The organism is Enterobacter cloacae complex sp. 302F9 (genome assembly GCF_050030335.1).
GTDB classification, from domain to species: domain Bacteria; phylum Pseudomonadota; class Gammaproteobacteria; order Enterobacterales; family Enterobacteriaceae; genus Enterobacter; species Enterobacter hormaechei_C.
In genome coordinates, this window is record NZ_JBLGUC010000002.1 from 68,462 (window position 1) to 82,778 (window position 14,317).

Here is a 14,317-nt window from a genome sequence, read left to right on the forward strand (position 1 = left end):
ATTTACAAACACAAATATCCGACTTATAAACACATGAAATGGCTGTTAGCCTATGCATGGCGCGGTTTTCAACGTACCGGGATCTGTTTGGATCATTATATGGATCTTTGCTGGATCAGATACTTGGATCTACCCGGTGGATAACTGGATAAGTTGTCCATTTAACTTCGAGCGTAAGCAGAATTTGTCCGTACAGTTCCCTGGTGCTTCCTCGCTCACTCGCGGGCTTAGCCCTGTCGTTCGGCTGCGGCGAGCACTACTGGCTCTCTCTGAAATGCAAAATTTAGCCGATCCTCACTATGGGGATATCTTTCCAGCGGGTGGTGTACGCAGGGGAGAGCATATCGCGTTTCATTTGCCACGCAGGCGCAATCCCTCGTCCGGCAAACCAGACCTGTCCCAGTCCGGAATGATTAATGCCATCGAGAACCTTCATCAGCTCAGCACTGTGAGGGCGTGGAGGGCGTTCGTCGAACAGCTGCAGCTGCGAAACGCCGGAGCCGGTGAAGTCATTCAGCATCACACCGGCTTTGGCATACCGGTGCCCGTCCTTCCAGATACGCTCCAGAGCCGTTGTGGCGGCCGCAATGATGTCCCGGGTGTCCTGGGTGGGAGTAAGCAGTTTCTCCGTGGCCACGTTGCCGTAATAAGGCTCTTTAACGGCGAACGGAGACGTTTTGATGAAAACGGAAATATGCCGGCAATACTGGCGCTCCTTGCGCAGCTTTTCTGAGGCCCGCTCTGCGTACTGACAGACAGCCTGCCGCAGCGAATCGTATTCAGTGACCTTCTCACCAAAGCTGCGGCTGCAGACTATCTGCTGCTTTGTTGGCGGTGCTTCCTCAAGCGACATGCAGCTTTCCCCGTTCAGTTCGCGCACTGTTCGCTCGAGAACGACGGAGAAATTTTTCCGGATGAAGGCCGGGTTCGTCAGGGCCAGATCGAGCGCGGTCTTAATGCCCAGAACATTGAGCTTGCGTGCAATACGGTTTCCCACGCCCCAGATCTCTTCGACCGGCTGCAGTGAAAGCAGTTTCCGCGTTCGCTGTGGATTCCCCCGGGTGAGTGCGAGCACACCACGAAACTGTTTCCACTCCTTTGAGGCCCACTGGGCTGATTTTGCGAGGGTTTTCGTTGGTCCGGCACCCACGCCAATGGTCAGACGGGTACAGTCATACACGTGCTGTCGCAGCTGCCGGCCGAAGTCCTCCAGGTCCATGCAGTGCTCCACGCCGGTCAGATCGAGGAACATCTCGTCAATCGAATACTGTTCCACCCCCGGAGCCAGTTCCTCCAGGCAGCTCATCACGCGTGCCGACATGGATGCATAAAGTTCATAGTTGCTAGAGAACGCGTATATTTTTTCCGGGTATCTTTCGTTTTTCATCTGAAACCACGGCGTACCCATTTTGATCCAGGGCTTTGCCTCGGCACTTCTCGCGATTACGCAGCCATCGTTATTGCTGAGCACCACAACCGGCTTTCCTTTCAAATCCGGGCGGAAAACACGTTCGCAGCTGGCATAAAAGCTGTTCACATCGGCCAGGGCAAACATCAGTACATCTCCCTCGGGCGGTGGATGATGTGCGTGACGACGCCAAAGATATCCAGATCGTCCGGGTCGGGATAAATCGGCGACCAGGCGGCGTTCATGGGCTGCAGCGTCAGTCGTGGCGTCAGCAGCAGCCGTTTGACCGTAAACTCCCCCTGCACGCTGGCCACAACAATATCGCCATGCCGGGGCTTCTCGGCACAGTCCACAACCAGCAGATCGCCATTGTAAAGGCTGCCGTCGGCCATGCTGTCTCCGCTGGCGCGAAGGTAGTAAGTCGCGCTCGGATGCCGTATGCAGTAATCATGGAGATCCAGATCAGATTCGACATAGTCAGCTGCAGGGCTGGGAAAACCGCAGCTGGCCAGGTCTGCAAACAACGGATGGGCCTGTGGCGGGAGTTCTTTCCCGGTGCTGAAAAACTGTAGCTTCATCTTTCCTCCTGACACTCTAATTTTACTGGTTATATATACAGTGTGCGCCGGGAGACCGGTAAAGATCAAGGGGTGAAAGTCCCCGACCATTGAAGGACCAGCAATCCACAGGGTCCCCGAGTCATGCGTTGTATACCGTGAGGTATGGGGCGAAGCGTTGACAGGGGTGTTGACAGGCCAGCCATTGAGCCACGAAATGTATATTAAATTCCCGGGTGCCGACGTTGTACTGTTTACGGAAGGCAACATCATAGGGTGCGTTACTGCGAGTGCCATATGGACCCGGCGGGGTCTGAGACCCTGGCATGTCAATACGATCTTTACGCGGGAACCGGGAGATCTCCCCTCTGACCATCTGCCAGTGCCGGAGATGGCCCGCACCGGGAAGGCGAGGAGCCGAAGCCGGTGATGTACGGAGAGGAGAAGTCGGACTCGCTCATAGTAGCTGCGAATCTGGCGAACAATCCGCAAGGAGCGGAGTCAGTGGAGCGAAGGAGCGGGGCCAAGGGAAACGCGGAACAGCCACACATGCGCCGGACGCAGAGCCGGGAAAGTATGTCACAGAGGCTGTCACGCGTGCGGGAAGCTGCGAAGCAGCGGAAGAAAGAACGGTTTACCGCATTGTTCCACCTCCTGACAGCAGAGGCACTGGAGAACGCATTCCTCTCCCTGAGCAGGAAAGCGGCTGCCGGAGTTGATGGTGTCAGGTGGAAGGACTACGCCGAAAACCTGAAGGTCAACATAGCAGATCTGCACCGGAGGCTTCATCAGGGTAGTTACAGGGCTCAGCCCGGCAGGCGGCACTACATCCCGAAAGCGGATGGAAAACAGCGCCCGCTCGGCATCGCCTCACTGGAGGACAAAATCGTCCAGTATGCGCTGGTTAAGATCCTGAATGCAGTCTACGAAAATGACTTTATGGGGTTTTCATAGGGGTCGGTTCCGGCTGAGGGCGAAATGACACCCTAAGCTTTCGGTTCCTTGGGCCAAAGATATTCGCCAGTCAGTAGAATGTGCGCCCAGCCCAATGGGGATATGTGGGGAAGAAATTCAGGGGGAACATCCAACCCTTCGTTCCGCCGCTCCGTGACGGCATGACCAAGATGGACGGTATTCCAGTAAATGATCACCGCAGTCAATAAATTGAGCCCAGCGATTCGGTAGTGCTGCCCCTCTGTCGTGCGATCGCGAATTTCCCCCTGCCTCCCGATACGGAGCGCATTTTTGAGCGCATGGTGGGCCTCTCCCTTGTTAAGACCGATCTGAGCACGCCGCTGCATGTCCGTATCCAGGATCCACTCAATAATGAAAAGGGTCCGTTCAATACGACCAACTTCACGAAGCGCAACTGCAAGGTTGTTTTGTCGTGGGTAAGAAGCGAGCTTGCGCAGGAGTTGGCTGGGCCTGATTTTGCCAGCGGTCATCGTCGCGGCACAACGGAAAATATCAGGCCAGTTCGCAACGATAAGATCCTCCCGGGCTTTTCCACCTACCAACTTGCGTAACTCCCTGGGGGTCGTATCGGGATTAAATACGTACAACCGCTTCGATGGCAGATCCCTGATTCGCAGAACGAGATTGTAGCCGAGCAGGCTACTGGCTCCGAACAAATGGTCGGTGAATCCTGCTGTATCGGCATACTGTTCGCGAACATGGCGACCGACCTCGTTCATCAGTAGTCCATCGAGAATATACGGTGCCTCGCTCACGGTCGCCGGGATCGACTGACAAGCGAATGGCGCGAACTGGTCGCTTACGTGAGTATACGCTTTGAGGCCGGGAACAGAACCATATTTGGCATTGACCATGTTCATGGCTTCGCCATGCCGCGCTGTCGGGAAAAACTGACCATCGCTCGATGCTGACGTGCCCATCCCCCAGACGCGTGACATCGGCAGTTTACCCTGCGCGGCCACCACAATTGCCAATGCCTGGTTCATGGCTTCGCTTTCAACATGCCAGCGGGCAAGGCGTGAGAGCTGCCAGTAATCATGCGTGTTTGTAGCTTCCGCCATCTTACGCAGGCCCAGATTGAGCCCTTCAGCGAGCAGGACGTTGAGCAGACCGATCCGGTCGCGACATGGAGCCCCGGTTCTCAGATGGGTAAACGCATCTGTGAAACCAAGGGCTGCATCAACTTCAAGCAGCATGTCGGTAATCCGAACGGACGGCATTCGGCGATACAGATCCAGTATGAGTGCCTCGGCACCATCCGGCACGTCTGCTGTCAACCTGTCGATCCGCAACGTTCCATCTTCTATGCTACCGTGCGGAATAGTGCCGTTACGGGCAGCCCGGGCCAGCCGCTTAAGAGCGATCGTGAGTCGCGCCTTTCTGTCTGCCAGCCAATCCTGTGGGTTGGAAGGCACGGCCAGTTTTGCATTTTCCTGCGCCGCGATCATCGGCACCAGTACCTGCTTGAGGTCACCATAGCGGCGCGAATGAGCGAGCCAGACATCTCCGGAACGAAAAGCATCCCGGAGGTGAAAGAGTACCGCCACTTCCCAAAGACGGGTATCTCCTTTTTCCTGAGCTCGTAAATGACGGTTCCATTTGGAGCTGGGCCGCAGGAAACGCCTTTCTGGCGATGCAACACCTTTCATCTCTCCGATCGACAAAGCTGCTGCTACCAATGGTCCGGCGACCGGCGCGGCTTCGAGCTTCAGACAGCGCAACATGCGGGGCGCATAACGACGAAAGCGATGGTATCCCTGCCCGACATATGCAAGAGGCTCATCGGCTAGCGTGTTGCTGAGTTGAGTCCCTGTCGCTACCAGTTGAGCGAGCCGGTCCCATGCAACCGAACTGGCGACAGCCATCTCCAGCGGGGTTCCGTCACTGCGGGCCTCAAGCAACGAAGCTCCCAGCGCGGTGAAGGTACGGATCGTATCCGTGAGTGTGGCTTTAGAGCCGGAAATTGTTTCGTCATGCTGGCGCTTCGCTTCCCGCCAGGTTTTTCCTACGATCCTGTCATGGGTTTCGACTATGGCATCAGCAATCGCCGCTTCCCACTCCACAACACAGACGGCAAGGATCGCCCAGCGGCGGTCCGAAGTGATGTCACGCAAACCGTCGGTGAAGTAGCGTTCACCCTGCCGACGCAGCCGGGCAATGCGATGGGCAGGTATGCTGGCCAAAGCACTATGATTGATATTCAGGGTACGCAGAAATTCGAGCCTGTCGAGCAAACGGTTAGCAGCAGCCGAGTTGTTACCAACCTCGAAGTTGCGAAGCCAGATGAAACGACTGATATTGCCGGCGAGCATTTCACTCAGAAGTTTGTCCAGGTGATCGCGAACATCCGCTGTTAAATTTTCCGCAATCCGCGTTTCAATCCGCCGCTCAGCGGCGACCAGAGCATCCGCGCACAAGCGCTCGATTGTCGATACTGCGGGCAGAATGGTGGAAGTTTCCCGACACCGCACAATAAAACGATGAGCAAGATCCTCGTTTGATCTGGCATCTTCGGCCTGGCCGAAAGTCCACTCCCGCAGATCACGGGCACCACGGCCCGTGAAGGTCTTGTAGCCGTAAATTTCGCGCAGCGTGTCCATGTGCTGCTGACGGGTTTGGCGCCGTGTGGCATAAGTGAGAAGCGCATCAGCCGGAACTCCAAGCTGAGCACCGACGAAGGAAAGGACTTCACGCGGGATCATCTCACCAGGAGCCAGTGCACGGCCCGGATATCGTAAGGCACAAAGTTGCAGGGCAAAGCCAATCCTGTTTTCCGGTCTGCGGCGCTGCCTAATGTTTTCCAGGTCATCATCGCCCAGCGTGTAGAACTTCAGTAGCGACAGTTCGTCCGTGGGCAGATCGAACAGCGCTGCTCGCTGCCGTTCGGTGAAAATATGGCGTCGTGACATACAAATTCGTCCCTTTTGAAGTATAGTCTGTTTTGGACAACAGCCAGCCCATATAAATCAGGGCGTTCCGATACAAAAATCCAGGAGGGTTCAATTGGGACATCGTGCCGCCATTTACTGCCGGGTTTCAACAGCGGATCAGTCGGCACTGTTGCAAAGTTAGCGATGAGGCAGCCTTTTGTCTTATTCAAAGGCCTTACATTTCAAAAAATCTGCTTACCAGGCGCATTTCGCCCAGGGGATCACCATAATAAAATGCTGAGGCCTGGCCTTTGCGTAGTGCACGCATCACCTCAATACCTTTGATGGTGGCGTAAGCCGTCTTCATGGATTTAAATCCCAGCGTGGCGCCGATTATCCGTTTCAGTTTGCCATGATCGCATTCAATCACGTTGTTCCGGTACTTAATCTGTCGGTGTTCAACGTCAGACGGGCACCGGCCTTCGCGTTTGAGCAGAGCAAGCGCGCGACCATAGGCGGGCGCTTTATCCGTGTTGATGAATCGCGGGATCTGCCACTTCTTCACGTTGTTGAGGATTTTACCCAGAAACCGGTATGCAGCTTTGCTGTTACGACGGGAGGAGAGATAAAAATCGACAGTGCGGCCCCGGCTGTCGACGGCCCGGTACAGATACGCCCAGCGGCCATTGACCTTCACGTAGGTTTCATCCATGTGCCACGGGCAAAGATCGGAAGGGTTACGCCAGTACCAGCGCAGCCGTTTTTCCATTTCAGGCGCATAACGCTGAACCCAGCGGTAAATCGTGGAGTGATCGACATTCACTCCGCGTTCAGCCAGCATCTCCTGCAGCTCACGGTAACTGATGCCGTATTTGCAGTACCAGCGTACGGCCCACAGAATGATGTCACGCTGAAAATGCCGGCCTTTGAATGGGTTCATGTGCAGCTCCATCAGCAAAAGGGGATGATAAGTTTATCACCACCGACTATTTGCAACAGTGCCCGCACGCCTGTTACCGGCCATTGCTGATCTTATGAGCAGTGAGGTCTTCCCACTTACCTGAATCACCGCCTTTCTGGCACTGTACTGGCCAGAAATGTTATCGCCGGCGTCACTTTTGACGGCCGATTTTTGTTATTCACAAATAACTGCAAGGGATTATTTCATATGGCGCTAACCGATGGTTTTGCAAAGCGCTAACCGTCAGTCTTTCAGGGTGCGTGGTTCCTTTTAAACATCAGCTCTGTATCTCTTTTAAAAATCCTTTAATAAATCCTGTAAACACATAACCTGTTCATCGCCTGCCCTGTGGACAGGCTCCTGATAATGCCCGCCCTTGCAGCGACCTGACGGTCGCGCCGGTTCGGCAACACCAAAGAGAGCTCCCATCGCTTCGCGTCGGGCCCCAGCGGAAGAACTGCATTAGTTACAGCATTCAAAAGAAAATTCATCATAAAACCGGCGCCGGTTTGCCGGCCAGGAGCCCCTCCCCACCACTGAAAAGCGCCGCCGCCCCCGGCCGAAGGCCGGGAGTAGTGTCGCTTTTAATGATGGGTGTTGTAACTACTCTTCGTCATCTCTGTGAGTAGTGTCGCGGTAAGTTCTGGGATACACGCTCGTAAGCGGCCCTAACGGCCCGCTAACGCGGAGATACGCCCCGACTGCGGCTGTCGCCTTGCCGGGACCACTCCGACCGCGTACAGAGGCATCTGAGCCGTTTTTAGCGGGTATAGCTTTGCAGGGAAGGGGGTGGGTGAGGCAGAACCTGTCAAAACAGCAGCCGGCTGCGCCGGGCGACGGCGCCATTTACCCGCAGTACTCCATTCAACTTCAGCTGGCGCCTCCATGCCGCTGACGCGGCATTATCTATACTTTAAGTCTGGCCACTGGAGGTAACCATGTGCGGACGTTTTTCTCAGTCTATGACGCGGGAAGAGTATCTTTCTCTCCTCGCCAATGAAGCCGATCGAAATATTGCCTACGGGCTTTGTTGAATAAATCAGATTTCGGGTAAGTCTCCCCCGTAGCGGGTTGTGTTTTCAGGCAATACGCACGCTTTCAGGCATACCTGCTTTCGTCATTTTGTTCAGCGCTCGTACCAGGGCCATAGCCTCCGCAACCTGACCATCGTAGTCACGCAGCGTCAGTGAACCCCCGAACAGCTGTTTTACCCGGTACATCGCCGTTTCCGCTATCGAGCGACGGTTGTAATCTGTTGTCCATTTCCACCGCGCATTACTCCCGGTCATTCGCTGATTAGCCACTGCACGGTTACGGTCTGCATATTCACCGGGCCAGTAACCCGCGCCTTTTCGGGGTGGGATAAGCGCGCTGATTTTCTTACGCCGCAGTTCATCGTGACAGAGCCGGGTGTCGTAAGCGCCGTCTGCCGATGCTGCCCTGATTTTTCTGTGAGTCTGCCGGATAAGACCCGGGAAGGCTTCTGAGTCCGTCACATTGTTCAGCGACAGGTCTGCACAGATGATTTCATGTGTGTTGCTGTCAACTGCCAGATGCAGCTTACGCCAGATACGGCGGCGTTCCTGACCATGCTTTTTGACTTTCCACTCGCCTTCACCGAAGACCTTCAGCCCGGTGGAATCAATTACCAGGTGTGCGATTTCACCCCGGGTGGGCGTTTTGAAACTGATATTAACCGACTTTGCCCGCCTGCTGACACAGCTGTAATCCGGGCAGCGTAGCGGAACGTTCATCAGAGAAAAAATGGAATCAATAAAGCCCTGCGCAGCGCGCAGGGTCAGCCTGAATACGCGTTTAATGACCAGCACAGTCGTGATGGCAAGGTCAGAATAGCGCTGAGGTCTGCCTCGTGAAGAAGGTGTTGCTGACTCATACCAGGCCTGAATAGCTTCATCATCCAGCCAGAAAGTTATGGAGCCACGGTTGATGAGGGCTTTATTGTAGGTGGGCCAGTTGGTTATTTTGAACTTTTGCTTTGCCACGGAACGGTCTGCGTTGTCGGGAAGATGCGTGATCTGATCCTTCAACTCAGCAAAAGTTCGATTTATTCAACAAAGCCCATTCAGTCCTCAATTTGTGCATTTTTTAAACGAAAAAAGGGTGTCTAATACGGTGAAATCATAGTATTACCAAAGTAATAAATAAAAAGTTATTTAAATCAGTAATTTAGATTTGATTTGTAATACCTGGGTAATACCGCAGCATGGCTAAATTTTGTTTTTTTTCTTTTAAATCAGTGCGATAGCGTGATTTATCACGCTGCGTTAGGTGTATAGCAGGTTAAGGGATAAAAAATCATCTTTTTTTGGTAGGGCGATCTCCGTAGGTTAAGGGGCATTTGGCTAAAAAGCGTCCTATTCTTTGATGGTCATGCTTGCATGACCATCTGAGCAACCAAAAACTACAGATAAACTACAGATAAACTACAAAAAACGTTTTGCCTTAGTGTTGTAAGACTACAATAAAACTACAAATAAACTACAAAAAACGTGACAGACTACAAATAGACTACAATAAAACTACAGATAAACTACAAAACTCGATTGACCCCTTCTTACGAGTGTTGTAGAGTCATTTTCATACAACGGAGGGGGTTATGAATAAACCAGCAGATCTGAAACCCCGCAACTTATCGGCTGCTGTCAGATTGCGCCTAAATGAAATCGAGAACTGGCTGGACAGAGGGCTAACGCGGCATGAAATTGCTGAAATCCTCGACAGCGAATACAGCTTTTCGGTAACAGCCAAAGGGCTTGAGATGGCACTGTATAGAACGCGGCAAAACCGAAAAAATGTATTGCACAATACGCATGATAAGAGTAGCGCGAAGGGTGCAGCGGAAAGTGTATTGCACAATACACAACCGTCTGAGCCTGAAGTGCAGGAAAGTAAAAAAGCAGAGAGTCCCGGCATTATTGATAAAGAATTCTTCAAGAAAATCGGTGAGAATTTCGACCCTAAGAAGTTCAACAAAAAATTCTGAGGTGATTTATGAAAGTAGCGGTAATTAATTACAGTGGCAGTGTTCGTAAAACCTTAATTTCATCTTACCTGTTAGCCCCGCGCGGCTTTGTTGAATAAATCAGATTTCGGGTAAGTCTCCCCCGTAGCGGGTTGTGTTTTCAGGCAATACGCACGCTTTCAGGCATACCTGCTTTCGTCATTTTGTTCAGCGCTCGTACCAGGGCCATAGCCTCTGCAACCTGACCATCGTAGTCACGCAGTGTCAGTGAACCTCCGAACAGCTGTTTTACCCGGTACATCGCCGTTTCCGCTATCGAGCGACGGTTATAATCTGTTGTCCATTTCCACCGCGCATTACTCCCGGTCAGCCGCTGATTCGCAACAGCACGGTTACGGTCTGCATATTCACCGGGCCAGTAACCCGCGCCTTTTCGGGGCGGGATAAGCGCGCTGATTTTCTTACGCCGCAGTTCATCGTGACAGAGCCGGGTGTCGTAAGCGCCGTCTGCCGATGCTGCCCTGATTTTTCTGTGAGTCTGCCGGATAAGACCCGGGAAGGCTTCTGAGTCCGTCACATTGTTCAGCGACAGGTCTGCACAGATGATTTCATGTGTGTTGCTGTCAACTGCCAGATGCAACTTTCGCCATATACGACGGCGTTCTTTGCCGTGTTTTTTGACTTTCCATTCGCCTTCACCAAAGACCTTCAGCCCGGTGGAATCAATCACCATATGCGCGATTTCACCTCGGTGAACGTTTTGAAACTGACATTAACCGACTTTGCGCGCTTGCTGACACTGGTGTAATCCGGGCAGCGCAACGGAACATTCATCAGTGTAAAAATGGAATCAATAAAACCCTGTGCAGCCCGCAGGGTCAACCTGAACACGCGTTTAATGACCAGAACGGTGGTGATGGCGAGATCAGAATAGCGCTGAGGTCTTCCCCGTGATGAAGGCGTTGCCGACTCATACCAGGCCTGAATAGCTTCATCATCCAGCCAGAAAGTTATGGAGCCACGGTTGATGAGGGCTTTATTGTAGGTGGGCCAGTTGGTGATTTTGAACTTTTGCTTTGCCACGGAACGGTCTGCGTTGTCGGGAAGATGCGTGATCTGATCCTTCAACTCAGCAAAAGTTCGATTTATTCAACAAAGCCTCGTTCGCGTTTCAGTAGCTAGAAAAAGCGTTTTGCAACCGGGTTATCGTGACAGTCACCATGACGGCTCATACTCCCCTCTAGACCGTGTGATTTCAGGAACGACTGCCACTCATAGCTTGTGTCCTGACTGGTGTGATCTGATTGAACAAGCACCTGTTTTTGGGATTACGCCGCCATGCAGCCATCAGAAGCGCGCTCAGGACAATAGCCTTTGTCATCCGGTATACTTACACTAACACGAAGCAGTCAGAAATAGGCATTCGAACTTCCTTATATTAGAAACCAGTCACACGGCTTAATCATCCCTGAGAATTTTTCCTGCAATCTGGGCAGTCTCAACCCTGTCTTCGAGATGGCCAAGTGATCCAGGGTCATAGACAAGTGAAATAAAAATGTTTAGTCAAATCAGATATAAATGCGCAACCGAGATCGAGCCTTTATCGTAGGAGGTTAACTCGTTTTGACCTGCCCCCACGATTAGATACAACACTCAGTTAGTAACGTCGGAATCTTCATTCTCAGAATGACCCTTTCTCCAGCCCGCTGCAAATTCAGACGGTGTCTGATAATTCAGCGTGGAGTGCGGGCGGCATTCGTTATAATCCTGCCGCCAGTCATTAATAATTTTCCTGGCATGAACGATATCGCTGAACCAGTGCTCATTCAAACATTCATCGCGAAATCGTCCGTTAAAGCTCTCAATAAATCCGTTCTGCGTTGGCTTGCCCGGCTGGATTAAGCGCAACTCAACACCATGCTCAAAGGCCCATTGATCCAGTGCACGGCAAGTGAACTCCGGCCCCTGGTCAGTTCTTATCGTCGCCGGATAGCCTCGAAACAGTGCAATGCTGTCCAGAATACGCGTGACCTGAACGCCTGAAATCCCAAAGGCAACAGTGACCGTCAGGCATTCCTTTGTGAAATCATCGACGCAGGTAAGACACTTGATCCTGCGACCGGTGGAAAGTGCGTCCATGACGAAATCCATCGACCAGGTCAGATTGGGCGCCGCCGGACGGAGCAGCGGCAGACGTTCTGTTGCCAGCCCTTTACGACGTCTTCTGCGTTTTACGCCCAGGCCACTGAGGTGATAAAGCCGGTACACGCGCTTATGATTAACATGAAGCCCTTCACGGCGCAGCAACTGCCAAATACGACGGTAGCCAAAACGCCTGCGCTCCAGTGCCAGCTCAGTGATGCGCCCTGATAAATGCGCATCAGCAGCCGGACGGTGAGCCTCATAGCGGCAGGTCGACAGGGATAAACCTGTAAGCCTGCAGGCACGACGTTGCGACAGACCGGTCGCATCACACATCAACATCACGGCTTCCCGCTTCTGGTCTGTCGTCAGTACTTTCGCCCAAGAGCCACCTGAAGCGCCTCTTTATCCAGCATGGCTTCGGCAAGCAGCTTCTTGAGTCTGGCGTTCTCTTCCTCAAGCGACTTCAGGCGCTTAACTTCAGGCACCTCCATACCGCCATACTTCTTACGCCAGATGTAAAACGTGGCATCGGAAATGGCATGCTTGCGGCAGAGTTCACGGGCGGGTACCCCAGCTTCGGCTTCGCGGAGAATACTGATGATCTGTTCGTCGGAAAAACGCTTCTTCATGGGGATGTCCTCATGTGGCTTATGAAGACATTACTAACATCGGGGTGTACTAATCAACGGGGAGCAGGTCAGTTTGAAGCCACTTCTCACTGTATTTACCTATAGAGCCCGTTAACTTGACCATAACACCAAAGCTAAAAACTTAGAAAAAAGTTAGTAATTAAATATTAATAAAAATCATTAAGTTACTTAAAACTAACTGTTAGTATCATTCAGATACAACGACGGGAACGTAATCGCTCGCAGTGCCGAGGCGAAGCGCTGGATCAAAATGGGAACTCCGTGGTTTCAGATAAAAAACGAAAGATACCCGGAAAAAATATATGCGTTTTCAAGTAACTATGAACTTTATGCCTCGATGTCGGCGCGCGTGATGAACAGCCTGGAGGAACTGGCCCCCAGAGTGGAACAGTATTCAATTGATGAGATGTTCCTCGACCTGACCGGCGTGGAGCACTGTATGGAGCTTGAGGACTTCGGCCGGCAGCTGCGTCAGCACGTGTATGACTGTACCCGCCTTACCATTGGCTTGGGCGCCGGGCCAACGAAGACCCTCGCAAAATCAGCCCAGTGGGCCTCAAAAGAGTGGAAACAGTTTCGTGGCGTACTTGCTCTGACCAGGGGAAATCCGCAGAGAACGCGGAAACTGCTTTCACTGCAGCCGGTTGAAGAAATCTGGGGGGTGGGTAACCGTATTGCACGCAAGCTGAATGTACTGGGCATTAAGACCGCGCTCGATCTGGCTCTGACGAACCCGGCCTTCATCCGCAAAAATTTTTCTGTCGTCCTTGAGCGAACGGTACGGGAACTGAACGGGGAAAGCTGCCTTTCGCTTGAGGAAGCCCCTCCGACGAAACAGCAAATTGTCTGCAGCCGCAGTTTTGGCGTGAAGATCACGGAGTACGAGTCACTCCGTCAGGCTATCTGTCAGCACGCAGAGCGGGCCTCTGAAAAGCTGCGTAAAGAGCACCAGTATTGCCGGCATATTTCCGTTTTCATCAAAACGTCTCCGTTCGCCGTTAAAGAGCCTTACTACGGCAACGTGGCTACGGAAAAACTTCTTACACCCACTCAGGACACCAGGGACATCATTGCAGCCGCCACAACGGCTCTGGAGCGTATCTGGAGGGATGGGCACAGGTATGCCAAAGCCGGAGTTATGCTGAATGACTTCACCGGCTCCGGCGTTTCGCAGCTGCAGCTGTTCGACGAACGCCCGCCACGCCCTCACAGTGCTGAGCTGATGAGGGTTCTGGACGGGATCAACAACTCAGGGCTGGGTAAAGTATGGTTTGCCGGTAGAGGAATTGTGCCATCCTGGCAAATGAAACGCGATATGCTCTCCCCTGCGTACACCACTCGCTGGAGAGATATCCCCGTTGCGAGGATCGGTTAAATTTTGCCTTTCAGAGAGAGCCAGCAGTGCTCGCCGCAGCCGAACGACAGGGCGAAGCCCGCGAGTGAGCGAGGAAGCACCAGGGGAGCTGAAGCCTTTTAAAACACCTTACGCACTTAAGTTCTATAGATTCCATAATGAGTTATCCACATATCCTTTGAGTAGATCCAATAATTTACCCTTAGTTATCCAAATAGATCCAAACTGATCCCTTTAGCGGCAAAACCTTTGTTTACGGGCCTCGTAGCGATTTCAGGTGTGTCGTAGTGGGAGAAAGGTGTTCTGAAGCGGGAAAAAGGTGTGTCAAAACGGGGTAAGGGTGGGTAGAATCGGGAAGAAAGGTGTGTCGAAACGGGAAAGAGTTAATATTTAGGCACATATCGATCATATGCT

7 protein-coding genes and 5 pseudogenes are annotated in these 14,317 nt (G+C 52.6%); 4 read left to right on the forward strand and 8 right to left on the reverse strand.

Annotated elements, in window-relative coordinates; translation table 11 throughout:
• Positions 1-283: 283 nt before the first annotated feature.
• Together ACQG0T_RS23695 and umuD are read right to left on the reverse strand one after the other, a co-directional pair.
• Positions 284-1,555, reverse strand: coding sequence for a Y-family DNA polymerase (locus tag ACQG0T_RS23695; protein ID WP_004197744.1), 1,272 nt, complete (start codon positions 1,553-1,555; stop codon positions 284-286).
• The gene (gene umuD / locus ACQG0T_RS23700; RefSeq protein WP_004197746.1) at positions 1,555-1,986 is read right to left on the reverse strand and encodes a translesion error-prone DNA polymerase V autoproteolytic subunit; all 432 of its coding nucleotides are present in this window, start codon (positions 1,984-1,986) and stop codon (positions 1,555-1,557) included. The genes ACQG0T_RS23695 and umuD overlap by 1 nt, the downstream gene beginning before the upstream one ends.
• 405 nt (positions 1,987-2,391) lie before the next feature.
• Here umuD and ACQG0T_RS23705 point away from each other — a divergent pair.
• Positions 2,392-2,916 (forward strand): annotated as a pseudogene (locus ACQG0T_RS23705) (group II intron reverse transcriptase/maturase); the annotation flags it as partial.
• 35 nt (positions 2,917-2,951) lie between these two features.
• On the opposite strand, the gene ACQG0T_RS23710 reads toward ACQG0T_RS23705, so the two are convergent.
• Positions 2,952-5,849, reverse strand: coding sequence for a Tn3-like element Tn5403 family transposase (locus ACQG0T_RS23710; protein WP_001553819.1), 2,898 nt, complete (start codon positions 5,847-5,849; stop codon positions 2,952-2,954).
• Positions 5,850-6,045: 196 nt separating this feature from the next.
• Complete coding sequence (locus ACQG0T_RS23715) at positions 6,046-6,750, reverse strand: IS6-like element IS26 family transposase (RefSeq protein WP_033545665.1); 705 nt, start codon at positions 6,748-6,750, stop codon at positions 6,046-6,048.
• A gap of 959 nt (positions 6,751-7,709) precedes the next feature.
• Between ACQG0T_RS23715 and ACQG0T_RS23720 the strand changes: the two are divergent.
• Positions 7,710-7,793, forward strand: a pseudogene (locus ACQG0T_RS23720) (SOS response-associated peptidase); the annotation flags it as partial.
• Positions 7,794-7,850: 57 nt separating this feature from the next.
• Here the strand turns inward: ACQG0T_RS23720 and ACQG0T_RS23725 are convergent.
• Positions 7,851-8,819: an IS5-like element IS903B family transposase gene (locus ACQG0T_RS23725; protein WP_000654802.1), complete on the reverse strand. Its 969-nt coding sequence runs from the start codon at positions 8,817-8,819 to the stop codon at positions 7,851-7,853.
• Positions 8,820-9,388: 569 nt separating this feature from the next.
• Here ACQG0T_RS23725 and stbA point away from each other — a divergent pair.
• On the forward strand, positions 9,389-9,775 hold the full coding sequence (stbA, locus tag ACQG0T_RS23730; RefSeq protein ID WP_001039464.1) for a plasmid stabilization protein StbA: 387 nt from the start codon (positions 9,389-9,391) through the stop codon (positions 9,773-9,775).
• A gap of 139 nt (positions 9,776-9,914) precedes the next feature.
• Here stbA and ACQG0T_RS23735 read toward each other — a convergent pair.
• From ACQG0T_RS23735 to ACQG0T_RS23745, 3 genes and pseudogenes are all read right to left on the reverse strand, one after another.
• Positions 9,915-10,882 (reverse strand): annotated as a pseudogene (locus tag ACQG0T_RS23735) (IS5 family transposase).
• A 53-nt stretch (positions 10,883-10,935) separates the two neighbouring features.
• Positions 10,936-11,138, reverse strand: a pseudogene (locus tag ACQG0T_RS23740) (DDE-type integrase/transposase/recombinase); the annotation flags it as partial.
• A 269-nt stretch (positions 11,139-11,407) separates the two neighbouring features.
• A protein-coding gene (locus tag ACQG0T_RS23745) for an IS3-like element ISSen4 family transposase (protein WP_096147877.1) occupies positions 11,408-12,528 on the reverse strand; the annotation gives its coding sequence in 2 pieces (ribosomal slippage) (positions 11,408-12,270 and positions 12,270-12,528; 1,122 coding nt in all).
• A 214-nt stretch (positions 12,529-12,742) separates the two neighbouring features.
• Here ACQG0T_RS23745 and umuC point away from each other — a divergent pair.
• Positions 12,743-13,924, forward strand: a pseudogene (gene umuC, locus ACQG0T_RS23750) (translesion error-prone DNA polymerase V subunit UmuC); the annotation flags it as partial.
• Positions 13,925-14,317: the final 393 nt, after the last annotated feature.